This is a genomic window from Pseudomonas sp. Z4-20, from assembly GCF_051131955.1.
GTDB lineage: Bacteria > Pseudomonadota > Gammaproteobacteria > Pseudomonadales > Pseudomonadaceae > Aquipseudomonas > Aquipseudomonas marvdashtae.
In genome coordinates, this window is sequence record NZ_CP071641.1 from 1,653,670 (window position 1) to 1,677,854 (window position 24,185).

Below are 24,185 nucleotides of genomic sequence, written 5' to 3' on the forward strand. Positions count from 1 at the left end.
TGTTCACCGTAAAACCGTTTAGAACTTGTCCAGCACCTTACATTCGAAGCTACAGCCTCTTTATTGCCGGAAACACGTTACTGCCTGGATATATTTTTTCCTCAGGGATGTCCGAATCCAGGTTGACAGCCCAAGCCGTACCATCTGTCCACACGTTGGTCGATGACCAATACCAACCCGGAGGCCAACCCAATGCGATGGCTACAGGCCCGTGCGAGGGAAAGTACAGCGCCCAGAATCTCTTCATCTGCGTCATGTCCAAGTGAACTTCCGGATCAGGTCTGGCAGCGGAATAGTTTGCGTCCCACCACATCCCATCGACTCTTTCGACCCACCTGACGTTTGAAAATGTGATTTGGTAGGAAACCGTGTTTTTGTTTGCATCGGTGGCTGTGATACGCGCCACGCCATTCCCTGCCGCTCGCACCAGGCCGGAGCCACTGTCAACCATGGCGATGTTGTTATCGGACGACGTGTATACGTAAGGAGCAGTTCCCCCCGTAGCGGTACGCATATACGTTGCCGTGGCGTCATCGGGGGGCATTGTGGGTGGCCGCCCACGCACTATGAAATAATCTGACGCAGATTGACTGTAATCTGAGGGATCAATCGATAGCGGCACCCCCTCGAGGTCGATCTTCAAAAGTATGGGCACCGATTCGTTGGAATTGCCCAGTCGGTCTGTCACCCTGTACCAAAATGGCAGCACGGGCACCCCGGCCTCCGCAGTGCGGCCCGTCATTGCTTCTTTGAATGTCTGAGTGAACAGTGTGTCCACCAACGGAGGCGCGGGTGCCGTTACGTTGTGTAAGCGGGTCACGGTACCCAGATTGAATTCAATTTCGTCAAGATTTCGCTGATAAGTGTATTTAAAACCAAACGGCACACCCGCTTCCGCCTGCTGGGCGGTGATGGTCTCATTTGCGCGGATCTCGGGCGGCAGTTCCAGAACCATGTTGGTCTCCGGCGGCTCTCCGGGAGACAGCGAGTGATAGAGCACCTGCAATTCCTCTGAGGACTCTGCATTTTGACTGACACGGGTGACTTCGTAGTGCAACTTGTTAATCCCATTAACCAACTGCCTATGGGGAATGTACAATCCGATACGGTCTTTTTCTTCCCCCTTAAGGACGGTATGGCTGGCGACGGGGGTCCGCCCGTTATTCACGTAAAGCTCAACTTGATCGTATGCCGCCATTGTCAAAGAGCGGCGTTGTAGTTCGGTCCATGGATCGACCACGCATAGTAAGCCGTTGGGATTATTGTCATAAATGCTTTTGGGAATACCTCCGTGTGCAATGTCTCCCGGTTCGAATTGTTTCCAGCCAGGAATCCACACGGGGAACAGTTCGAACAACTCGTTCCAGTCGGAAGATTGAATATCCATGTTGTTCTCCTGCCAAGTAATGATTGTGATCTTTGAACTCGCTTATCTAATCCTTTGGCCGGAAGGCTGACTACTGTCAGGTTTGACAGGTGCGCGCCGGTTTCGGACGAGCGGTTGGGCAGGCGGGGCGGTGATCATTAACGTGCTTGCGAGGCGTCCCACAATAAGTGTCGCGGCTTCAGGTGGGCCGTTGTCGCGAGCAACTCGCAGCCACAGAGGTCGGCGTGAGTCACGCTACCAGTTCATGCACCAGCAAACTGAGCGTCGACGAATATTCGTATGCTCGCGCGGCCGACCGCCACAAGGCGTAACTCACCCTGACACGCTGCCCCATGTTGGGCATGACACACTCGACACCTACCGTGAAACGCACTGGTTGGTCTTCGACAACGTCCGTGACCGTCAGCCGGCCGCGAGTGCATCCCGACGGAGTGGTCCCTTGCCAGCTAACAATCAGAACGTCGTTGCGGGTCATCTGCGGATACTCGATCAGCACATGAACGGTTTCGAACACTCTGGACAGGTCGAGCACATCCGTTGGAGCTTCCTCCACTCTCGGGCAGGGCAGCGTGGCGGATTCGCAAGGGACGTGAGGCGTTGCTTGGTTGTTCAATGAAATGTCGGAAGAAAATGGAGTCGAGATATTTGACATGACCACGCTCCTTGCGAGGACAACGCTCTGGATTCAAGCAGTTTGGGTGTGATCTGATTGAGCCTCTGCGGCATCGGCCTGGCTACTGTCAGGATTGACAGGTGCGGATGGTTTTTGGACGAGCGGTTGAAGCGATAGGTATTTCGCTCAACCGCGCCCTGTTCAGTTTGTAAAATTGATCCTCCATCCAATCGAAGACACATCTTCATTAAGCCAATAACCTGGCTTGGCACGGCATTCCTTGAAGCCGCCCTCGGCGCGAGGCACTTGAACTGACCACTCTCCATTTAGATTCGCGGTGACAGGCTCTAGAGCGACGGTATTCACCATGACCTGAACCGGGACGCCAGGTACCGCGAATCCGCTCAGGGTGACAAAGGCCCCGGAGGTTGAGTCGCCATTGGGTATTGAATTGCCGCCTGGGTCCCTGGCAACCAGGATGCTCGGTCGAAGAACGGATCGAACCCAGATGTGGGAGATTTCATAATCGTTTCCTCCTCCCGTCGCGACGTGGCTGAGGATTCTGAAGGCGATCTCTTCATCAGCCGAAATTTCCGGGAGTCTGCCGGCGAGCCCCACCCAGTCTGCACTGCTGATTGGAGTCGCCGGGGTTAGTTCTGCTTGTGTACTAGTTTCCAAGGACAGGATTGGCACAACCTGTTCGTGTACGATTCGGCGAGTTCGAATGGCAAACTCATAGGCCATGAATTTTCTGATTTGAAGCCTCTTGAACAGAATGATCCCGTTGCTTGCCTGGCTATAGGTCATGTTGTGCAGTACCCAGCCTTCTCCAGGGGCCTGGTACCTGAGCAAGTCGTCTGGGTGACTTGCAGCCGGGCCCTTGTTCCACCCGTCGTAATTTTTTTCGAATGTCGAGGTGCTATTGAAGGATTCGACAATTGTCAGTACCCACGTATTGGAATCTGTTCCACCTGGCCGTTCACGGGCAACCAGATTGCGGACGCCACCTATTTCAAGCGTGACGGTCACACCTCTCCACGCACCAGACGCGTCGCTCTGAGCAGTGCCGACCTGTGTGAACCCATCGTATATTCCTACCGTGCTTGACGGAGCTGCTTTTCCGTAAACCACTACCTGCCGATACAGCGTGGTTGCGCCTTGCACAATAGCAATGCCGTTGCCGTCCTCAACCCCGAGGATTACTGGCACTTCACCCGGGCCGCCTTGCCCGATAACAGTCGCATGTGCGGTTCGCGAGGTCCCCCGCAATTCAATGCCTCTCAACAGTTCATATGACATTTCTACGGTGCTGTTCGGGATGACTTTATCCTTTGGAATCTCAAGTATGCAGGGGATTTTCTGTCCAAACTGATCCGTTTCTACGGTGCCTGTCACGGAGAAAGTGACATCCGGCTGGCCGGCGACTTTCGTGACGTAGATCGCCTCGATCGTATCCCCCGGCATAAAATGCGGGTCGCTGGTCAAGATGATCAGCCACAGGTCGTCGCCCAGCTTTTCGAGGTCGATGAGGCTGGGATCGTCGTCCGACTCGCCGAGAATTTCCCGCGGGATGGGTGCCGGCAGTTGCACACGACGGACATGAATATCCATATATTCTTCTGACGACTGGTTGGAGTTACCCAATTGGTCAGTCACTCTGAATTGAAGCGCCGCCCTGGGATTGTCCCCCGCCCGTAGGAATTCTTCGGTGCCCAGAATCTTCACCACTGGGCTCGGAAGATCCGGTACATCAAATAGTTCGTCCGTGAGGCCTATAGAAAAGCTGATGTGGTCGTAATTACGCCGATAGGGATAGGTAAAACCAAACTCCACGCCCCGCGCAGCCTCCTCGGGGCCGACCCCTGTTTTAATCACCTCTGGCGGGATTGTGAGAACCATGTCTGCGCTAGGATCACCCGGTGCCTTCAGGTGATACAGCACGTTCACTTTACTGGAAGGGCTGCTGATATTTTCGCTGGGACGCTGCACCGTGTAGTGCAGCTTGTTCACCCCGTCCCTCAATCTCCCTTTGGGGAGGTCGAATAAAAAGTACTCTTGATTTTCCTGTTCCGGCTGGACGGTGAAACCTGCTTCAGGGATCCGCACGTCGTTGACATACACCTCAACGCGATCAAGCACCGCCATGGTTCGAGGGCCGCTTTGAAGAGGCGTCCATGAGTAGATCATGCACTGCAATCCCTCATGATAAAGGGCTATAGGGATACCGGCGTAAGCGGTACCTTCCGGTAGCACTGGCCTTACCCACCCAAAAATGTAGATAGGCACGAGATCGAATGGGTGGTTCAAGACGGACGATGGGATATCCATAAGGTTACCTGGCAAATGACGGGCGTGAGACCTTCCGGTGCAGGATCATGAGACTTCAGGCGGGGAAGGCCGGCAACTGTCAGAACTTACAGGTGCGGCCAGGTTATCGACGGAAGGTAGGTTGAAATTTGCAGGGCGGGCTCCGCAGGTCCTTGCTCCGTGGGGGCGCGATTGACAGGTGCGGATGGTTTTTGGACGAGCGGTTGGGGGATGTACCGACAAACACTCAAGCTGCGTTCAGCATCAGCGCAGCGTCTTTTGCCTGAGGATATAAATCGTCACCAGCACCGCGCTGGCCAGCATGAACCCGCGCGCCCACGGCAGTGGCACCAGATAACAGGACAACAGGATGCTCGCCCACATCAGGCCGATGGCGTAGACCTTGCCCTTGAGCGGGATGCCGTTGCCGCTGAGGTAGTCGCTGATCCACGGGCCGAGGCGGGGATGTTCCACCAGCCATTGATAGAAACGCGGCGAACTGCGGGCGAAGCACGCGGCGGCCAGCAGCAGGAAGGGGGTGGTGGGGAGGACGGGAACGAAGATGCCGATGACCCCCAGCACCACGCTCAACCAGCCGATGGCCAGTAGAGCGTAACGCAGGATCAGCGGGCGGTTGCCGACGGGCGAGGGCACCCGGTCACTCAGTGGTGGCGCGGCTTGAGGATCGCCGGTTTCTCGTCCGGGGCGTTGCACAGCAGGTACAGGGCGGTGAGGGCTTCGGGGATCTGGACGATCATGTCATCCATCAGGTTCGCGTCGGCGGCGATGTCGGAGAACTCCGGTTGCTCGTCGAACAGGCCGGAACCGACCATGATCGGCAGGAGCATTTCGCTGACTTCCTCTTCGGCGGTTTCGAACCAGGCCGCTTCGCGCAGGAACACGCCTTCCATGAAGCCGATGCACCAGCCACGCAGTTCCGAATCGTCCGGGTCATCGCCCAGGTCCAGTTCGCACGGCAGTTCGAATTCTTCGTCGGACGCCAGTTGACGGGCGATGTGGGCCTTGAGGCCAACCAGTGTGGCTTCGATCTCGGCGCGCTGGGCTTCGTCCGCGTAATGTGGCTCTTCGGCGAACAGGGCATCGATCCATTCACGCTCCGGCACCGATTCTGCGCAGATGGACAGGGCGGTCAGATAGCCGTGAGCGGCCACGTAATCCAGCGCCTCTTCGTGCAGCTCATCGGCGTCGAGGAAGACTTGCAGGCGGGTCAGTTGCTCAGCGAAGGACATTACGGGCTACCTTGGGGAATAAACAATGCGGGAATTCTAGGCCTTCTTGAGCGTCCAGGCCAGCCGCGTGGCGTATTTGCTTCTCGGTGGTGTGGCTGGACGCGCCGGTATCAGTCGGGTGCGCAGCCCTTCAACACCAACCGAATGATGGTCTGTGCCGCCGCTTCATAATCGGCTTCATCGAGCTTGGCTTTGCCCGTTACTGCGCTAATCTGCCAGTCGAAGTCGGCATAGGTCTGGGTGGCGGCCCAGATGCTGAACATCAGGTGGTTGGGGTCGATGGGGGCGATCTGGCCGCGGTCGATCCAGGTCTGGATGCAGTCGATGTTGTGCCGGGCCTGGGCATTGAGTTGTTCAACGAGGTCGGCGCTCAGGTGCGGGGCGCCGTGCATGATTTCGCTGGCGAAGACTTTCGAGGCGAAGGGCAGGTCGCGGGAGATGCGGATCTTGGAGCGGATGTAGTGGCTCAGCACCTCGCCCGGCTCGCCGTCGGCGTTGAAGGGCGTGGAGGCCTGGAGGATCGGCTCGATGATGCTTTCCAATACCTCGCGGTAAAGGTTTTCCTTGGATTTGAAGTAATAGTAGACGTTGGGTTTGGGCAGGCCCGCCTTGGCCGCGATGTCGCTGGTTTTGGTCGCGGCGAAGCCCTTGTCGGCAAACTCTTCGCTGGCGGCACGCAGGATCAATTCTTTGTTGCGCTCGCGGATAGTGCTCATAAACCCTGGGGTTCCTTGCCGGTTCTGGCGGTGGCGCATGGTAGCACCGGGCTCGCGCGGCGCTCAAGAATGCCCATGCAAGCACCGCTCGCGCTATGCTGCGCAGCATTATTTATTCAAGGAGTCCCTTCATGGCTGGAAGCAGTTTGCTGGTACTGATCGACGACATCGCCGCCGTGCTCGACGATGTCGCGCTGATGACCAAGATGGCGGCCAAGAAAACCGCTGGTGTACTCGGTGATGACCTGGCGCTCAATGCCCAGCAAGTGTCCGGTGTGCGGGCCGAGCGGGAGCTGCCGGTGGTCTGGGCGGTGGCCAAGGGATCGTTTATCAACAAGCTGATCCTGGTGCCCTCGGCGCTGGCCATCAGTGTTTTCGTGCCCTGGCTGGTGACGCCGTTGCTGATGGTCGGCGGCGCCTACCTGTGTTTCGAAGGGTTCGAAAAGCTTGCCCACAAGTTCCTCCACAGCAAGGCTGAAAACCAGGCCGAGCACGCGCAATTGGTCGAGGCGGTGGCCGATCCGGCGGTGGATCTGGTGGCCTTCGAAAAGGACAAGATCAAGGGCGCGGTGCGTACCGACTTCATCCTCTCGGCGGAAATCATCGCCATCACCCTAGGCACTGTCGCCGATGCGCCGCTGACCCAGCAGATCATCGTGCTGTCAGGCATCGCCATTGTCATGACCGTCGGCGTCTATGGCCTGGTGGCCGGTATCGTCAAGCTCGATGACCTGGGCTTGTGGCTGACCCAGAAACCGGGCCAGGCCGCCAAGAGCATCGGCGGGGCCATCCTGCGCGCAGCGCCCTACATGATGAAGAGCCTGTCGGTGATCGGCACGGCGGCGATGTTCCTGGTTGGCGGGGGCATCCTGACCCATGGCGTGCCGGCGGTGCATCATTGGATCGAAGGCGTGGCAGCCAGTGCCGGCGGCGCCGGTTTTATCGTGCCGATGCTGCTCAATGCCGTGGCCGGGATCGTGGCGGGTGCGGTGGTGCTGGCGGGGGTGATGGCGGTGAGCAAGGTCTGGAAGACCTTCAAGAAATAGAGCAGGCGCCCAAGAACCACCGTGGGGAGCCAGTCTGCTCCCACGGTGGTCGGTCGGCTGATGTTTACTCGGCGATCTGCAACTTGCGCGATTCGGTGTACACGTAGCGCACTTTTTCGTACTCGAACGGCGAGTTCAGCTGGCCATAGCGGAAACTGGTCTGGTAGCGCTTGTCCACGCCACGCAAAAGCAGCAGTTCCGGGTGGTTGGAACTGACCTCGGCGACGTTCAGGAAGTTGATCGCCGACTCGGCCGTGTAGTCCACCAGCAAGCCCGAGGTATCGCGCAGGTTCGACGGGCCGAAGATCGGCAGCACGAAGTACGCGCCGCCGGGCACGCCGTAGTAGCCCAAGGTCTGGCCGAAATCTTCGCTCTGGCGCGGCAGGCCCATGGCCGTGGCCGGGTCCCACAGGCCGGCGATGCCGACGGTCGTGTTGAGCAACAGTCGCGCCGTGGTTTCCATCGAACGCTTGCCCTTGAATTGCAGCAGGCTGTTCATCAGGTTCGGCACGTCCCCCAGGTTATTGAAGAAGTTGCTGACCCCCGTACGCACGAAGCTCGGCGTGACGTAGCGGTAGCCATCGACGACAGGCAGGAAGACCCATTGGTCGAAGCGGTAGTTGAAGTGGTAGACGCGACGGTTCCAGGATTCCAGCGGGTCGTAGACGTTCAGGGCGTTGAGCGTCGAGCGTTCGAATTCACGCTGGTCCAGGCCGGGGTTGAACTTGAGCTTGGACAGCGGTTCCTTGAAGCCATCCGAATCCACCACCACGGGCGCGTTGGCCTTGCTGTTATCGGCGTGGACCATGCCAGCGCTCATTAATGCGGCAATAAGCAGAAGGTATTTAGCCACGGAAGAACTCCAGCATGGCGTCGCTGTTGACGCGATAGTTAAGGTTGCCGCAATGGCCGCCCAGTGGGTAAACCGTCAGGCGATCACCAAAGGTCTGGCGCAGGAAACCCAAGTCGCCTGGGCCGAGAATCACATCGTCGGCGTTGTGCATGACCGCGATCTTCGGGCTGGCCTGCAGATAATCCTTCAGGGCGTAGAGGCTGACCTGATCGACCAGTTGCAGCAGGCTGCCGCCGTCGGTGCGCGCGCGCCACATCGGAATCACTTGCTCAGTCAGGTAGCAATCGAAATCGCATTGCAGCGCGCGCTTGAGGAACGGCGTCAGGCTGGTGCTTTCAGTGATCGGGAACTTGGGCGGGATGATCAGGCCGCGACGGTTGATCAAGTCCGAGGTAAACGCGATGTCCGCCGCCGAGAAACGGAACGAGGTGCCGATCAGCATCGCCATCTGTTCGTTACTCAGGTGTTGCTTGGACTGCTGGAAGTCGTAGAGCAGGGCATCGTTGAGGTCGATGTAGCCTTTTTGCTGGAAGTAGCGGGTCAGCTTGTTCAGCACCAATTCATAGAAAGTGGTGCTGCTGTTGATGCCCTTGACCTCGGTCTGGACCAGTTTGTCGAGGTTGGTGATCGAGGTGTAGAGGTTCACCGGCGGGTTCAGCAACAGGACTTTCTTGAAGTTGAAACTGCGCCGGGTTTCGTCCAGATGCGCGACAAACGCCGCGTCCAGGGCGCCCAGGCTATAGCCGGTCAGGTAGTACTCGGTGACGGGAAGTTTCGGGTTTTGCGCGCGCACCGCCTGCATCACCCGGTACATGTCTTCGGCATCTTCCTTGGTGATACCCGGGGTGGCGAATCGCGAGGCCGCGCTCATGAAGTCGAAGCTGGTTGGCGACGACAGTTGCACCACGTGATAACCGGCCTTGTAGTAAAGGCGCTTGAGGTACTCGTTGAGCGTGCTGTCGTACCGTGCGCCGGTGCCGGCGATCAGGAAGATCAGCGGCGCGGGTTTGTCCTGGGTAGCCATGCGGTAAGTGAGGCTTTTCACCGGCCAGAAGTTGTCCGGCAGGATGAATTCGCGTTCCGGGCGCAGGGTCAGGCTCTGGTCCGACTGGTTGATGTCCTCATTCAGCGGCAGCTCCGGGCGCAGCTCCGGCGGCGTGGTGGCAATGGTCGCCTCGAACGGGTTGGTCAAGGGGTAGCCATAGCTGGCGGCGTCGACATCCACCGCCAGCGCGGACGCACTCAAGATAAGGCCGCCGGCGAGGGCAGCGAAGCGCAAGGAACGGAGCATGACTGGATCCCTTAGAGGAAGGTGCCGAATGAAGTTCGCAGCCTATGACCACCGAAGCGAAGCCAAGTGCCATGACGGATGCAAAACAAGCGCGGGCGGGGCGCGATAGTAGCGGGACGATACACGGTGAGACGTGGTGACCGCTAGTGACTCGGCGGCTCGCTTGGTTCAGACATGCAAGATTTGATCGAAATTCGCGGGCTGAAACGCCTGGAATGGCTTGCTGGCTTTCTGATGTCGTTTCTCGCTGCCTCAGCGTCGCAGACAGAGCAGGTTCCAGATCGGCGCAGGTTGATGATCAGCCTGTCAGTACTCCACTGGCATTCGAACCGGTTTGCAGGCGAGCGTGATGGGGGCGCTGTGCACCATAACAATACGTTGACGCTGCTCGGCATCCGCCGGGCGCAGCACTTTCGGGGAAGTAACGATGAAGATGCGACGACTCTTGGGCGCAGGTGCCGCACTGGTACTTGCGATCAGCTCCACCCTGGCCAACGCCGAAACCAAAACCCTGAGCATTGGCTACGTTGACGGCTGGTCCGACAGCGTCGCGACCACCCACGTGGCCGCCGAAGTGATCAAGCAGAAGCTCGGTTATGACGTGAAGCTGCAAGCCGTGGCGACCGGGATCATGTGGCAAGGCGTGGCCACCGGCAAGCTCGACGCGATGCTCTCGGCCTGGCTGCCAGTGACCCATGGCGACTATTGGACCAAGAACAAGGATCAGGTGGTCGACTACGGCCCGAACTTCAAGGACGCTAAAATCGGCCTGATCGTGCCGGAGTACGTCAAGGCCAAGTCGCTTGAAGACCTCAAGACCGACGATTCCTTCAAGAAACGCATCGTCGGCATCGACGCCGGTTCAGGTGTGATGATCAAGACCGAACAGGCCATCAAGGACTACGACCTGACCGGTTATCAACTCAAGGCCAGTTCCGGTGCCGGCATGATTGCCGAGCTGACCCGCGCCGAGAAGAAAAACGAATCCATCGCGGTCACCGGTTGGGTTCCGCACTGGATGTTCGCCAAGTGGAAACTGCGCTTCCTGGAAGACCCGAAGGGCGTCTATGGCGCGGCTGAGACGGTAAACAGCATCGGCAGCAAAGGCCTGGAAGCCAAGGCGCCGGAAGTGGTCGCGTTCCTGAAAAAATTCCAATGGGCCTCGAAGGATGAAATCGGCGAAGTGATGCTGGCGATCCAGGAAGGTGCCAAGCCTGACGCCGCCGCCAAGGACTGGGTCGCCAAGCACCCGGACCGCGTGAAGGAGTGGACCGGCAAATAACCCGCCTGGTTGGGTGATTTCCTAAGGCCGCACGGCTCGCGTCGTGCGGCTTTTTTGTGCCTGGAATATTTGATCCTTGCGGTGCCCCTATGGCGGGCTGCGCGAATGTGCTGGAAACCGGCAAGGCAGTCATGTCGTTCTAATACTAAGGTCGTCTGGAACCTGGCCTTGAGCCGCATAGAGTAGCGTCGTTCCAACTTAATTTGTGCTGCGAGGATAAAAACAATGAACGACAGCATTTACCTCTCGATTCAAAACAGCCCGCGCTTCAAGGAGCTGGTGAAAAAGCGAGAGAAGTTCGCCTGGATTCTCTCGGCGATCATGCTTGGTTTGTATTCCGGCTTCATTCTTCTGATTGCCTACGGGCCTCACATCCTGGGAGCGAAGATCAGTCCCGAGTCGACGATTACTTGGGGTATCCCCATCGGGATTGGCCTGATTCTCTCGGCTTTCGTCCTGACCGGTATTTACGTACGACGTGCCAATGGCGAGTTCGACGACCTGAACAATGCGATTCTCAAGGAGGCTCAGCAATGATCCGGCGTCTACTGGCTCTATTGAGCATCGCAGCGTTTGCACCGGGCGTCTGGGCGGCTGATGCCGTGGCGGGGGCCGTGCAGAAACAGCCCCTCAACGTCGCGGCTATCTTGATGTTCGTGGCCTTCGTCGGCGCGACCCTGTACATCACGTACTGGGCATCCAAGAAAAACAACTCGGCGGCCGACTACTATGCGGCCGGCGGCAAGATCACCGGCTTCCAGAATGGCCTGGCAATCGCGGGCGACTACATGTCGGCGGCGTCCTTCCTGGGTATTTCCGCGCTGGTGTTCACGTCCGGTTATGACGGCCTGATCTACTCCATCGGCTTCCTGGTGGGCTGGCCGATCATTCTGTTCCTGATCGCCGAGCGCCTGCGCAACCTGGGTAAATACACCTTTGCCGACGTGGCGTCCTATCGCCTCGGGCAAACCCAGATCCGCAGTCTGTCGGCTTGCGGCTCGCTGGTGGTGGTAGCGTTCTACCTGATCGCGCAAATGGTCGGTGCCGGCAAGCTGATCCAGCTGCTGTTCGGCCTGGACTATCACGTTGCGGTGATCCTGGTCGGCATCCTGATGTGCCTCTATGTGTTGTTCGGCGGCATGCTGGCGACCACTTGGGTACAGATCATCAAGGCGGTGCTGTTGCTTTCGGGTGCTTCGTTCATGGCCTTGATGGTGATGAAGCACGTCAACTTCGACTTCAACATGCTGTTCTCCGAGGCTGTCAAGGTACACGCCAAGGGTGAAGCGATCATGAGTCCGGGCGGCTTGGTGAAGGATCCGATCTCGGCCTTCTCCCTCGGCTTGGCGCTGATGTTCGGTACTGCTGGCCTGCCACACATCCTGATGCGCTTCTTCACCGTGAGCGACGCCAAGGAAGCGCGCAAGAGCGTGCTGTACGCCACTGGCTTCATCGGCTACTTCTACATCCTGACCTTCATCATCGGCTTCGGCGCGATCCTGTTGGTCAGCACCAACCCGGCCTTCAAGGACGCGGCAGGTGCCTTGCTGGGCGGTAACAACATGGCGGCGGTGCACCTGTCCAACGCGGTTGGCGGCAGCATCTTCCTGGGCTTCATCTCGGCGGTGGCGTTCGCGACCATCCTGGCGGTGGTAGCGGGCCTGACCCTGGCCGGTGCCTCGGCGGTGTCCCATGACCTGTATGCCAGCGTGATCAAGAAAGGCAAGGCTAACGAGAAGGATGAGATTCGCGTCTCGAAAATCACCACCATCTGTCTGGCGGTGCTGGCGATCGGCCTGGGCATCCTGTTCGAGAAGCAGAACATCGCGTTCATGGTGGGCCTGGCGTTCTCCATCGCGGCGAGCTGCAACTTCCCGGTGCTGCTGCTTTCGATGTACTGGAAGAAGCTGACCACCCGTGGCGCCATGATCGGCGGCTGGCTGGGCCTGGTCAGTGCCGTGGGCCTGATGGTGCTCGGTCCGACCATTTGGGTGCAGATCATGGGTCACGAGAAGGCGATCTTCCCGTATGAATACCCTGCGCTGTTCTCGATGGCCATTGCGTTTGTGGGTATCTGGTTCTTCTCCATCACCGACAAGTCGGTTGAAGGCGCCAATGAGCGGGCGCTGTTCTTCCCGCAATTCGTGCGTTCGCAGACGGGTTTGGGTGCGAGTGGAGCAGTGAGTCACTGAGGCAGTTGTGAGCTGCAAGCTGCAAGCTGCAAGTTAGAGGCAGTGCTATGTAGAGAGATACCCCTGTTGTGAGACAGGGGTATTTTTTTTTGCTTTTTGCTTTTTGCTTTTTGCTTTTTGCTTTTTGCTTTTTGCTTTTTGCTTTTTGCTTTTTGCTTTTTGCTTTTTGCTTTTAGCTTTTAGCTTTTAGCTTTTAGCTTTTAGCTTTTAGCTTGCAGCTTGCAGCTTGCAGCTTGCAGCTTGAAGCCAACTAAACCCCAGCCAAAAAAAACGGCCTCATCAAGAGGCCGTTTTTTCTTGGCTGGGGTTTAGTGCCGGTCTTCCAGCTTGGTGATGTCACGCGACTCGTAGCCGGTGTACAACTGGCGTGGGCGGCCGATCTTGTACGGGCTGGAGAGCATTTCCTTCCAGTGGGAGATCCAGCCGACGGTCCGCGCCAGGGCGAAAATCACGGTGAACATACTGGTCGGGATGCCGATCGCCTTGAGGATGATCCCCGAGTAGAAGTCGACGTTCGGGTACAGCGAGCGCTCGATGAAGTACGGGTCGGTCAGGGCGATCTCTTCCAGGCGCATGGCCAGTTCGAGTTGCGGATCGTTCTTGATCCCCAGTTCCTTGAGCACTTCGTCGCAGGTCTGCTTCATGACGGTGGCGCGTGGGTCGCGGTTCTTGTAGACCCGGTGACCGAAGCCCATCAGCTTGAACGGATCGTTCTTGTCCTTGGCCTTGGCGATGAACTTGTCGATGTTCGAGACATCGCCGATTTCATCGAGCATGGTCAGTACCGCTTCGTTCGCACCGCCGTGGGCGGGGCCCCAGAGCGCGGCGATACCGGCGGCGATACAGGCGAACGGGTTGGCACCCGACGAGCCGGCCAGGCGTACGGTGGACGTGGAGGCGTTCTGCTCGTGGTCGGCATGGAGGATGAAGATCCGGTCCATGGCCTTGGCGAGCACCGGGCTGATCGGTTTGATCTCGCACGGGGTGTTGAACATCATATGCAGGAAGTTCTCTGCATAGGTCAGGTCGTTGCGCGGGTACATCATGGGCTGGCCCATGGAGTACTTGTAGACCATGGCCGCCAGGGTCGGCATCTTCGCCACCAGGCGGATCGCGGAGATTTCGCGATGCTGGGGGTTATTGATGTCCAGGGAGTCGTGGTAGAAGGCCGAGAGGGCGCCGACAACGCCGCACATGACGGCCATCGGGTGGGCATCGCGACGGAAGCCGTTGAAGAAGGTCTTCAACTGCTCGTGAACCATGGTGTGGTTCTTCACGGTGCTGACGAACTGGGCCTTTTGCTCTGCGGTTGGCAGCTCGCCGTTGAGCAGCAGGTAGCAGGTTTCCAGGTAGTCCGATTTTTCAGCCAGTTGCTCGATCGGGTAGCCGCGGTGCAGCAGGATGCCGTTGTCGCCGTCGATGTAGGTGATTTTCGACTCGCACGAGGCGGTCGACATGAAACCTGGGTCAAAGGTGAAACGGCCCGTGGCCGTCAGGCCCCGTACGTCGATTACATCGGGACCAACGGTGCCGGTTAAAATGGGCAGCTCGACGGGGGCTGCGCCCTCGATGATCAACTGCGCTTTTTTGTCAGCCATGTGGCCTCCTATTAATGCTTGGAATCATCAGACAGACCCCCCACGCAGGGCCCGCACCACTATAGTGAGATAAATCCGAATGTCAATTTGCCTAAAGTCTTGCTCCAGAAGGCTTTAACCGGACTTTTTCCGCGAAATTGACTGCCATTTACGCCTTTTATGGCGCTTGTGCAATGCGCTATTAGGGGAAGGTGAACGCGTTGTCATTAGTAGCCTAACTGTCTATACTCGGCCACCGACCGCCAGGGGCTTTTGGGCCTGCTTTCTTGGGGGTCGTCACTCCCTGGGTGGTGAGTACCTGACCAGTGCGCGCCCCAACAACTTTGCCCTGATTGTTAGGGGCTCTTCAGTGTGAAAAAAAAGCCGTGAAAAGCCAACGACCTGTAAACCTAGACCTAAGGACCATCAAACTCCCAGTCACTGCTTACACGTCCATTCTTCACCGTATTTCCGGTGTCATCCTCTTCGTCAGCCTGGCCATCATGCTTTACGCATTGGACAAGTCGCTCGATTCGGAAGAAGGCTTCGGTCAGGTGAAAGCGTGTCTGACCAGTCCGCTAGCCAAGCTAGTGATTTGGGGCATCCTGTCCGCCTTGCTGTATCACCTGGTAGCCGGCGTGCGCCACTTGATCATGGACATGGGCATCGGTGAGACGCTGGAAGGCGGCAAGCTGGGCTCGAAAATCGTTATCGCCGTTTCCGTGGTGGTAATCGTTCTGGCAGGAGTCTGGATATGGTAACCAACGTCACGAACCTCTCGCGTTCTGGCCTTTATGACTGGATGGCGCAACGTGTGTCGGCGGTCGTTCTCGCGGCTTATTTCATTTTCCTGATCGGATATGTAGTAGCCAACCCCGGCCTGGGCTACGCCCAATGGCACGAACTGTTTGCAAACAACTGGATGCGTATCTTCAGTCTGCTGGCACTTGTCGCACTCGGCGCTCACGCCTGGGTCGGCATGTGGACCATCGCCACCGACTACCTGACGCAGATGGCGTTCGGCAAGTCGGCGACTGCCGTACGTTTCCTCTTCCAGGCAGTATGCGGCGTTGCGATGTTCGCTTACTTCGTCTGGGGTGTGCAGATTCTCTGGGGTATCTGATTCATGGCTAACATTCCAACGATTTCTTTCGACGCCATCATCATTGGTGGTGGCGGTGCCGGCATGCGCGCAGCGCTGCAGCTGGCACAGGGCGGTCACAAGACTGCCGTGATCACCAAGGTTTTCCCGACCCGTTCGCACACTGTGTCCGCCCAGGGCGGCATCACTTGCGCCATCGCTTCGGCCGACCCGAACGATGACTGGCGCTGGCACATGTACGATACCGTCAAGGGTTCCGACTACATCGGTGACCAGGACGCTATCGAATACATGTGCCAGGAAGGCCCGGCTGCTGTTTACGAGCTGGACCACATGGGCATGCCGTTCTCGCGTACCGAACAGGGTCGTATCTACCAGCGTCCGTTCGGCGGCCAGTCGAAGGACTACGGCAAGGGCGGCCAGGCCGCACGTACTTGCGCGGCGTCCGACCGTACCGGTCACGCACTGCTGCACACCCTTTATCAGGGCAACCTGAAAGCCGGTACCGTGTTCCTGAACGAGTACTACGCTGTCGACCTGGTGAAGAACCAGGACGGCGCTTTTGTCGGCGTGATCGCGATCTGCATCGAAACCGGTGAAACCACCTACATCCGCGCCAAGGCCACCGTACTGGCGACCGGCGGTGCAGGGCGTATCTACGCGTCCACCACTAACGCCCTGATCAACACCGGTGACGGCGTCGGCATGGCACTGCGTGCCGGCGTGCCGGTACAAGACATCGAAATGTGGCAGTTCCACCCGACCGGCATCGCTGGCGCCGGTGTGCTGGTCACCGAAGGTTGCCGCGGAGAAGGCGGCTACCTGATCAACAAGCACGGCGAGCGTTTCATGGAGCGTTATGCGCCGAACGCCAAGGACCTGGCCGGTCGTGACGTTGTGGCTCGTTCGATGGTTAAAGAGATCATCGCCGGCAACGGCTGTGGCCCCAATGGCGACCACGTGATGCTCAAGCTCGATCACCTGGGCGAGGAAGTGCTGCATAGCCGGCTGCCAGGTATCTGCGAACTGTCCAAGACCTTCGCCCACGTCGATCCGGTCGTTGCGCCAGTTCCGGTCGTTCCAACCTGCCACTATATGATGGGCGGCGTTGCCACCAACATTCATGGCCAGGCGATCACCCAGGACGCCGAAGGCGTGGACCAAATCATCCCTGGCTTGTTCGCAGTAGGTGAAGTGGCTTGCGTATCCGTCCACGGTGCCAACCGCCTGGGCGGCAACTCGCTGCTCGACCTGGTGGTGTTCGGCCGTGCTGCCGGCCTGCATCTGGAGAAAGCGCTGACCGACGGTATCGAATACCGCGACGCCAGCGACACCGACATCGACGTGGCCCTCAAGCGCCTGGCCGGTCTCAACGAGCGTACCGAAGGCGAAGACGTCGCCACCCTGCGTCGCGAGCTGCAAAGCTGCATGCAGAACTACTTCGGTGTGTTCCGTACCGGCGAATACATGCAGAAGGGTATCGCCCAGCTCGCGCAATTGCGTGAACGAATTGCCAACGTGAAGATCAACGATAAGTCGCAGGCGTTCAACACTGCCCGTATCGAAGCGCTGGAATTGCAGAACCTGCTGGAAGTGGCCGAAGCCACCGCCATCGCGGCAGAAGTACGTAAAGAGTCCCGTGGTGCCCATGCCCGCGAAGACTATGAAGACCGTGACGACGAAAACTGGCTGTGCCACACCTTGTACTTCCCGGGTGATAAGCGCGTCACCAAGCGTGCCGTGAACTTCTCGCCGAAGACTGTTCCGACTTTCGAACCAAAAGTCCGGACTTATTAAGGGTGACCGCTATGTTGAAAGTCAGTGTTTATCGCTACAACCCTGATCAGGACGCTGCGCCGTTCATGCAGGACTTCCAGGTCGATACCGGTGGTAAAGACCTGATGGTGCTGGACGTGCTGGCCTTGATCAAAGAGCAGGACGAAGGTTTTTCCTATCGTCGCTCGTGCCGCGAGGGCGTTTGCGGCTCCGACGGCATGAACATCAACGGCAAGAACGGCCTGGCCTGCATCACGCCATTGTCGGCTGTGGTCAAGGGCAACAAGCTGATCGTTCGCCCGTTGCCAGGTTTGCCGGTCATCCGTGACCTGGTCGTTGATATGAGCATCTTCTACAAGCAATACGAGAAGGTGAAGCCATTCCTGCAGAACGACACGCCGGCTCCGGCCATCGAGCGTCTGCAGTCTCCGGAAGAGCGTGAAAAGCTCGACGGTCTGTACGAGTGCATCCTGTGCGCCTGCTGCTCGACCTCGTGCCCATCCTTCTGGTGGAACCCGGACAAATTCCTGGGCCCGGCCGCCCTGCTGCAAGCGTATCGCTTCCTGGCAGACAGCCGCGACACCAAGACGTCCGAGCGTTTGGCCGCACTGGATGACCCGTTCAGCGTATTCCGCTGCCGCGGGATCATGAACTGCGTCAACGTCTGCCCGAAAGGCCTGAACCCGACGAAGGCCATCGGTCACGTACGTAACATGCTGCTGCAAAACGGCGTGTGATTCAGCTGCTGTACCCGTAGAACCGCTGTACCCGTAGAGGCGAGGGCGTGGGCTTCAACCCACGTCCTGGCTATAACCAGAACAGCCACTCACAAAGCGGCAGTTCTTATTTTGAAGAAATGAGACAAGCAGGGGCATCCGGGCTGGTACCCGGACTATCAGCGTGATCCTAAGTGGCTTGTTTTAGTCGCTGCACTCGGACTTCTGCAAGTTTGCTCGGTGTTTTCGCCGATGGTGTTCCCCAAATCGAGGGTGACCAAGCATGCAAGAAAGCGTGATGCAGCGCATGTGGAACAGTGCCCACCTCTCCGGTGGTAACGCTGCCTATGTGGAAGAGCTCTACGAGCTCTACCTGCACGACCCTAACGCTGTGCCAGAAGAATGGCGCACCTACTTTCAGAAGTTGCCAGCTGACGGTAACTCTGCCACTGATGTTTCGCACTCGACGATTCGCGATCATTTCGTGCTGCTGGCAAAGAACCAGCGCCGCGCCCAACCGGTGTCTGCCGGCAGCGTGAGCTCCGAGCATGAAAAGAAGCAAGTTGAAGTACTGCGACTGATCCAGGCCTACCGGATGCGCGGCCACCAGGCAGCCCAGCTGGACCCGCTGGGGCTGTGGCAGCGTCCTGCACCTGCAGACCTGTCGATCACTCATTACGGCTTGACCAATGCCGATCTTGATACGACCTTCCGTGCCGGCGACCTGTTCATCGGCAAAGAGGAAGCGAGCCTACGCGAAATTCACGAAGCGTTGCAGCAGACATATTGCCGCACCATCGGCGCTGAATTTACGCACATCACCGATTCCGAACAGCGCCAGTGGTTCCAGCAGCGTCTGGAAAGCGTTCGTGGTCGTCCGGCTTACTCCGCGGATATCAAGAGTCACTTGCTCGAGCGCGTCACCGCGGGTGAAGGTTTGGAGAAGTACCTGGGCACCAAATACCCGGGCACCAAGCGTTTCGGCCTGGAAGGCGGTGAAAGCCTGATTCCAATGCTCGACGAGCTGATCCAGCGTTCCGGTTCGTACGGCACCAAGGAAGTCGTCATCGGCATGGCCCACCGTGGTCGCCTGAACGTACTGGTCAACACCTTCGGCAAGAACCCGCGCGAGCTGTTCGACGAGTTCGAAGGCAAGAAGAAGGTCGAGCTGGGCTCCGGTGACGTGAAATACCACCAGGGCTTCTCGTCCAACGTGATGACCACAGGTGGCGAAGTGCACCTGGCCATGGCGTTCAACCCGTCCCACCTGGAAATCGTTTCCCCGGTGGTCGAGGGTTCGGTTCGCGCCCGCCAGGATCGTCGCAACGACCCGACCGGCGAGAAGGTGCTGCCGATCTCCATCCACGGTGACGCGGCATTCGCCGGTCAAGGCGTGGTCATGGAAACCTTCCAAATGTCGCAGACCCGCGGTTTCAAGACCGGCGGCACCGTGCACATCGTGATCAACAACCAGGTCGGTTTCACCATCAGCAACCCGCTGGACTCGCGTTCCACCGAGTACGCAACCGACGTCGCGAAAATGATCCAGGCGCCGATTCTCCATGTGAATGGCGATGACCCGGAAGCCGTGCTGTTCGTGACCCAGTTGGCCATCGACTACCGCATGCAGTTCAAGCGTGACGTGGTGATCGACCTGGTCTGCTACCGCCGTCGCGGCCACAACGAGGCCGACGAGCCAAGCGGCACCCAGCCGCTGATGTACCAGCAGATCGCCAAGCAGCGCACCACCCGTGAGCTGTACGCCGAGCGCCTGACCCAAGGCGGCGTCCTGGATGCCGCGCGCGTCCAGGAAAAAGTCGATGAATATCGCAACGCCCTGGACAACGGCCTGCATGTGGTAAAGAGCCTGGTCAAAGAGCCGAACAAGGAGCTGTTCGTGGACTGGCGTCCGTATCTGGGCCACGCCTGGACCGCTCGTCACGACACGCGCTTCGACCTCAAGACCTTGCAAGAGCTGTCCGCCAAGCTGCTGGAAATTCCGGAAGGCTTCGTGGTCCAGCGCCAGGTTGCGAAAATCTACGAAGACCGGCAGAAGATGCAAGCCGGTGGCTTGCCGATCAACTGGGGTTACGCTGAAACCATGGCGTACGCGACCCTGGCGTTCGAAGGTCACCCGATTCGCATGACGGGCCAGGACATCGGTCGCGGTACGTTCTCGCACCGTCACGCTGTCTTGCACAACCAGAAAGACGCGGGTACCTACATTCCGCTGCAGAACCTGTACAAGGGCCAGCCACGTTTCGACCTGTACGATTCGCTGCTGTCCGAGGAAGCCGTCCTGGCGTTCGAATATGGCTATTCCACCACCGAGCCGAATGCGCTGGTGATCTGGGAAGCCCAGTTCGGCGACTTCGCCAACGGTGCCCAGGTGGTCGTCGACCAATTCATCACCAGCGGCGAGCACAAGTGGGGCCGTCTCTGCGGCCTGACCATGCTGTTGCCACACGGTTATGAAGGGCAGGGGCCGGAGCACTCTTCGGCACGTCTGGAGCGTTACCTGCAACTGTGCGCCGAGCACAACGTCCAGGTTTGCGTACCGACGACCCCCGCGCAGATCTACCACCTGCTGCGTCGTCAAGTCATCCGTCCGCTGCGCAAGCCGCTGATCGTGCTGACACCGAAGTCGCTGCTGCGTCACAAACTGGCGATTTCCACGCTTGAAGACTTGGCTGAAGGCTCGTTCCAGACCGTCATTTCGGAAATCGACACCCTGGACGCGGCAAAGGTGACTCGCCTGGTCCTGTGCAGCGGCAAGGTCTACTACGACCTGCTGGAAAAACGTCGTGCCGAAGGCCGCGAAGACATCGCCATCGTGCGTATCGAGCAGCTTTACCCGTTCCCGGAAGAGGACCTGATGGAGGCCATCGCGCCTTACACCAATCTCACCCATGTGGTGTGGTGTCAGGAAGAACCGATGAACCAAGGCGCGTGGTACAGCAGCCAGCATCACCTGCGTCGCAGCATCGGCAACCATAAGAAGGGCCTGGGCCTGGAGTACGCCGGTCGTGATGCTTCCGCTGCACCTGCGTGTGGTTATGCGTCGATGCACGCCGAGCAGCAGGAAAAACTGCTGCAAGATGCCTTCACTGTTTAACGCCTTCGCGCTGACTGAAACCGAATTTTAAGGACCCACTGAAATGGCTATCGAAATCAAAGCCCCGTCATTCCCGGAATCGGTTGCCGATGGCACCGTTGCCACCTGGCACAAGAAACCAGGCGAGGCCGTCAAGCGTGACGACCTGATCGTCGACATCGAGACCGACAAGGTCGTGCTGGAAGTATTGGCCGAAGCTGACGGCGTGCTGGGCGCCATCGTTGCCGAAGAGGGCGCTACCGTTCTGTCGAACCAGGTCCTGGGCTCGATCGAAGAGGGCGGTGCTGCCGCTGCCGCTCCAGCCGCCGCTGCACCGGCTGCCGCTCAGGCCTCTGCGCCTGCTGCTTCGGGCGAAGATGATCCAGTCGCAGCTCCCGCTGCTCGCAAGCTGGCTGAAGAGAACGGCATCAACATCGCTTCCGTTGCCGGCACCGGCAAGGGTGGTCGTGTGACCAAGGAAGACGTGGTGGCAGCCGTTGCCGCCAAGAAAGCCGCTCCAGCCGCCGCACCGGCCAAGCCTGCCGCGCCTGCCGCCGCTGCTCCGGTGTTCGCTGCCGGTGACCGCGTTGAAAAACGCGTTCCGATGACCCGCCTGCGTGCCAAGGTTGCCGAGCGTCTGGTTGAAGCCCAGTCGAACATGGCGATGCTGACCACGTTCAACGAAGTCGACATGACCGAAGTCATGGCGCTGCGTTCGAAGTACAAGGATCTGTTCGAGAAGTCTCACAACGGCGTACGCCTGGGCTTCATGTCGTTCTTCGTCAAGGCTGCCACCGAAGCGCTGAAGCGCTTCCCGGCCGTCAACGCGTCGATTGACGGTTCCGACATCGTCTACCACGGCTACGCCGACATCGGTGTTGCGGTCTCCAGCGACCGTGGCCTGGTGGTTCCGGTCCTGCGCAACGCCGAACAGATGAGCCTGGCCGAAATCGAAGGCGGCATCGCCACCTTCGGCAAGAAGGCCCGTGACGGCAAGCTGTCCATCGAAGAGATGACCGGCGGTACGTTCACCATCACCAACGGTGGTACATTCGGTTCGATGATGTCGACCCCGATCGTCAACCCGCCACAAGCGGCTATCCTGGGCATGCACAACATCCTGCAGCGTCCGATGGCGATCAACGGTCAAGTCGTTATTCGTCCGATGATGTACCTGGCACTGTCCTACGATCACCGCTTGATCGACGGCAAAGAAGCCGTGACGTTCCTGGTCACCATCAAGAATCTGCTTGAAGATCCGGCTCGTCTGCTCCTGGATATTTAAAAAGCAGCTGCTAGCTGCAAGTGGCAAGCCTCAAGCTCAAAGCGAGCGGGAATGGCTTCTCTTGTGGCTTGCAGCTTATAGCTTGTAGCTAAAAGGAACTTTTTCATGACTCAGAAATTCGACGTGGTAGTGATTGGTGCGGGCCCTGGCGGCTACGTAGCGGCCATCAAGGCTGCGCAACTGGGCCTTACCACTGCCTGCATCGAGAAATACACCGACAAGGAAGGCAAACAGGCCTTGGGCGGTACTTGCCTGAACGTCGGTTGCATTCCTTCCAAGGCGCTGCTGGACAGCTCCTGGAAATACAAGGAAGCCAAGGAAAGCTTCAACGTTCACGGTATTTCCACCGGTGAAGTGAAAATGGACGTTGCTGCGATGGTTGGCCGCAAGGCTGGCATCGTCAAGAACCTGACCAGCGGTGTCGCCACCCTGTTCAAGGCCAACGGCGTCACCTCGATCCAGGGCCACGGCAAGCTGCTGATGGGCAAGAAAGTCGAAGTGACCAAGCCGGACGGCTCGGTTGAAGTGATCGAAGCCGAAAACGTCATCCTGGCGCCAGGCTCGCGTCCGATCGACATTCCACCGGCTCCGGTCGACCAGAACGTGATTGTCGATTCCACCGGCGCCCTGGAATTCCAGACCGTGCCAAAACGCCTGGGCGTCATCGGCGCTGGCGTGATCGGCCTCGAGCTGGGTTCGGTATGGTCGCGCCTTGGCGCTGAAGTGACCGTGCTCGAAGCCCTCGACACCTTTCTGATGGCCGCTGACGTCGCCGTCTCCAAGGAAGCGTTCAAGACCCTGACCAAGCAAGGCCTGGACATCAAGCTGGGCGCTCGCGTGACCGGTTCGAAGGTCAACGGCGAAGAAGTCGTGGTGACCTACACCGACGCCAACGGCGAACAGACCATCACCTTCGACAAGCTGATCGTTGCGGTCGGCCGTCGTCCGGTGACCACTGACCTGCTGGCTGCCGACAGCGGTGTGGAAATCGACGAGCGCGGTTTCATCCAGGTTGACGATCAATGCGCCACCACCGTACCGGGCGTCTTCGCCATCGGTGACGTGGTCCGCGGCATGATGCTGGCGCACAAGGCGTCCGAGGAAGGCATCATGGTCGTCGAGCGCATCAAGGGCCACAAGGCCCAGATCAACTATGACCTGATCCCTTCGGTGATCTACACCCACCCGGAAATCGCATGGGTCGGCAAGACCGAGCAGGCCTTGAAAGCCGAAGGCGTTGAAGTTAACGTCGGCACCTTCCCGTTCGCCGCCAGTGGCCGTGCCATGGCCGCCAACGATACCGGTGGTTTCGTGAAAGTCATCGCCGATGCCAAGACGGATCGCGTACTGGGCGTTCACGTCATTGGCCCAAGCGCTGCCGAGCTGGTACAGCAAGGCGCGATCGGTATGGAATTCGGCACCAGCGCTGAGGATCTGGGCATGATGGTCTTCTCCCACCCGACCCTGTCCGAAGCCTTGCACGAAGCGGCCCTGGCCGTAAATGGCGGCGCCATCCACGTGGCCAACCGCAAGAAGCGTTAATAGACAATAAGAAACCACGGCGGTATGGCCCGTCGTGAGCCTTGCGAGCAAGACTCACCGCGGAATATCCGCTGGACGCAGCCTTGCGTAGTGACACCGGTTCACCGGAACGCTACGCAAGCAGCAGTCACAGGTGGTGCGGCACCACAACGGTGC

The 24,185-nt window shown here is 58.7% G+C and carries 20 protein-coding genes; 11 read left to right on the forward strand and 9 right to left on the reverse strand.

Going from position 1 to position 24,185, the window contains the following annotated elements:
* Positions 1-49: 49 nt before the first annotated feature.
* The 6 genes from J3P82_RS07685 to J3P82_RS07710 form a co-directional block, all read right to left on the reverse strand.
* A complete protein-coding gene (locus tag J3P82_RS07685; RefSeq protein WP_434561968.1) occupies positions 50-1,387 on the reverse strand; it encodes an Ig-like domain-containing protein in 1,338 nt (445 codons plus the stop codon).
* Between the two features lie 229 nt (positions 1,388-1,616).
* Complete coding sequence (locus J3P82_RS07690; protein WP_434561970.1) at positions 1,617-2,039, reverse strand: hypothetical protein; 423 nt, start codon at positions 2,037-2,039, stop codon at positions 1,617-1,619.
* Between the two features lie 162 nt (positions 2,040-2,201).
* On the reverse strand, positions 2,202-4,187 hold the full coding sequence (locus J3P82_RS07695; protein ID WP_434561972.1) for a hypothetical protein: 1,986 nt from the start codon (positions 4,185-4,187) through the stop codon (positions 2,202-2,204).
* Between the two features lie 384 nt (positions 4,188-4,571).
* Positions 4,572-4,961, reverse strand: a complete 390-nt coding sequence (locus J3P82_RS07700) for a YbaN family protein (RefSeq protein ID WP_434561974.1) — start codon at positions 4,959-4,961, stop codon at positions 4,572-4,574.
* A gap of 8 nt (positions 4,962-4,969) precedes the next feature.
* The gene (locus tag J3P82_RS07705) at positions 4,970-5,557 is read right to left on the reverse strand and encodes a UPF0149 family protein (protein WP_434561976.1); all 588 of its coding nucleotides are present in this window, start codon (positions 5,555-5,557) and stop codon (positions 4,970-4,972) included.
* Between the two features lie 110 nt (positions 5,558-5,667).
* Positions 5,668-6,273, reverse strand: coding sequence for a TetR/AcrR family transcriptional regulator (locus J3P82_RS07710; protein WP_186636170.1), 606 nt, complete (start codon positions 6,271-6,273; stop codon positions 5,668-5,670).
* Positions 6,274-6,404: 131 nt separating this feature from the next.
* Between J3P82_RS07710 and J3P82_RS07715 the strand changes: the two genes are divergently transcribed.
* Complete coding sequence (locus J3P82_RS07715; protein WP_434561978.1) at positions 6,405-7,319, forward strand: DUF808 domain-containing protein; 915 nt, start codon at positions 6,405-6,407, stop codon at positions 7,317-7,319.
* Between the two features lie 64 nt (positions 7,320-7,383).
* Here J3P82_RS07715 and J3P82_RS07720 read toward each other — a convergent pair whose 3' ends face one another.
* Positions 7,384-8,172 carry an MlaA family lipoprotein gene (locus tag J3P82_RS07720; RefSeq protein WP_186636176.1) on the reverse strand — a complete coding sequence of 263 codons (789 nt, stop codon included), beginning with the start codon at positions 8,170-8,172 and terminating at the stop codon, positions 7,384-7,386.
* A complete protein-coding gene (locus J3P82_RS07725; protein WP_434561980.1) occupies positions 8,165-9,463 on the reverse strand; it encodes a serine/threonine protein kinase in 1,299 nt (432 codons plus the stop codon). Before J3P82_RS07725 ends, J3P82_RS07720 begins: the two co-directional genes overlap by 8 nt.
* Before the next feature lie 427 nt (positions 9,464-9,890).
* Here J3P82_RS07725 and J3P82_RS07730 point away from each other — a divergent pair, with 427 nt between their 5' ends.
* From J3P82_RS07730 to J3P82_RS07740, 3 genes are all read left to right on the forward strand, one after another.
* The gene (locus J3P82_RS07730) at positions 9,891-10,745 is read left to right on the forward strand and encodes a glycine betaine ABC transporter substrate-binding protein (RefSeq protein WP_434561982.1); all 855 of its coding nucleotides are present in this window, start codon (positions 9,891-9,893) and stop codon (positions 10,743-10,745) included.
* A gap of 225 nt (positions 10,746-10,970) precedes the next feature.
* On the forward strand, positions 10,971-11,282 hold the full coding sequence (locus J3P82_RS07735; protein WP_434561983.1) for a DUF485 domain-containing protein: 312 nt from the start codon (positions 10,971-10,973) through the stop codon (positions 11,280-11,282).
* Positions 11,279-12,937 carry a cation acetate symporter gene (locus tag J3P82_RS07740; RefSeq protein ID WP_434561985.1) on the forward strand — a complete coding sequence of 553 codons (1,659 nt, stop codon included), beginning with the start codon at positions 11,279-11,281 and terminating at the stop codon, positions 12,935-12,937. Before J3P82_RS07735 ends, J3P82_RS07740 begins: the two co-directional genes overlap by 4 nt.
* Positions 12,938-13,245: 308 nt before the next feature.
* Here J3P82_RS07740 and gltA read toward each other — a convergent pair whose 3' ends face one another.
* Positions 13,246-14,535 carry a citrate synthase gene (gltA, locus tag J3P82_RS07745; protein WP_186611589.1) on the reverse strand — a complete coding sequence of 430 codons (1,290 nt, stop codon included), beginning with the start codon at positions 14,533-14,535 and terminating at the stop codon, positions 13,246-13,248.
* 365 nt (positions 14,536-14,900) lie between these two features.
* On the opposite strand from gltA, the gene sdhC reads away from it, so the two are divergent.
* From sdhC to lpdA, 7 genes are all read left to right on the forward strand, one after another.
* Complete coding sequence (gene sdhC, locus J3P82_RS07750) at positions 14,901-15,275, forward strand: succinate dehydrogenase, cytochrome b556 subunit (protein ID WP_024780620.1); 375 nt, start codon at positions 14,901-14,903, stop codon at positions 15,273-15,275.
* Positions 15,269-15,637, forward strand: coding sequence for a succinate dehydrogenase, hydrophobic membrane anchor protein (gene sdhD / locus J3P82_RS07755; RefSeq protein ID WP_003179222.1), 369 nt, complete (start codon positions 15,269-15,271; stop codon positions 15,635-15,637). The genes sdhC and sdhD overlap by 7 nt, the downstream gene beginning before the upstream one ends.
* 3 nt (positions 15,638-15,640) lie before the next feature.
* A complete protein-coding gene (gene sdhA / locus J3P82_RS07760; protein ID WP_434561987.1) occupies positions 15,641-17,413 on the forward strand; it encodes a succinate dehydrogenase flavoprotein subunit in 1,773 nt (590 codons plus the stop codon).
* A gap of 11 nt (positions 17,414-17,424) precedes the next feature.
* Positions 17,425-18,129 carry a succinate dehydrogenase iron-sulfur subunit gene (locus J3P82_RS07765; RefSeq protein WP_434561989.1) on the forward strand — a complete coding sequence of 235 codons (705 nt, stop codon included), beginning with the start codon at positions 17,425-17,427 and terminating at the stop codon, positions 18,127-18,129.
* A 262-nt stretch (positions 18,130-18,391) separates the two neighbouring features.
* Complete coding sequence (locus tag J3P82_RS07770) at positions 18,392-21,223, forward strand: 2-oxoglutarate dehydrogenase E1 component (protein ID WP_434561991.1); 2,832 nt, start codon at positions 18,392-18,394, stop codon at positions 21,221-21,223.
* A 43-nt stretch (positions 21,224-21,266) separates the two neighbouring features.
* Entirely contained in the window at positions 21,267-22,487 is a 1,221-nt protein-coding gene (gene odhB, locus J3P82_RS07775; RefSeq protein WP_434561993.1) for a 2-oxoglutarate dehydrogenase complex dihydrolipoyllysine-residue succinyltransferase, read from the forward strand.
* A 105-nt stretch (positions 22,488-22,592) separates the two neighbouring features.
* Positions 22,593-24,029 carry a dihydrolipoyl dehydrogenase gene (gene lpdA / locus J3P82_RS07780; RefSeq protein ID WP_434561995.1) on the forward strand — a complete coding sequence of 479 codons (1,437 nt, stop codon included), beginning with the start codon at positions 22,593-22,595 and terminating at the stop codon, positions 24,027-24,029.
* Positions 24,030-24,185 lie beyond the last annotated feature (156 nt).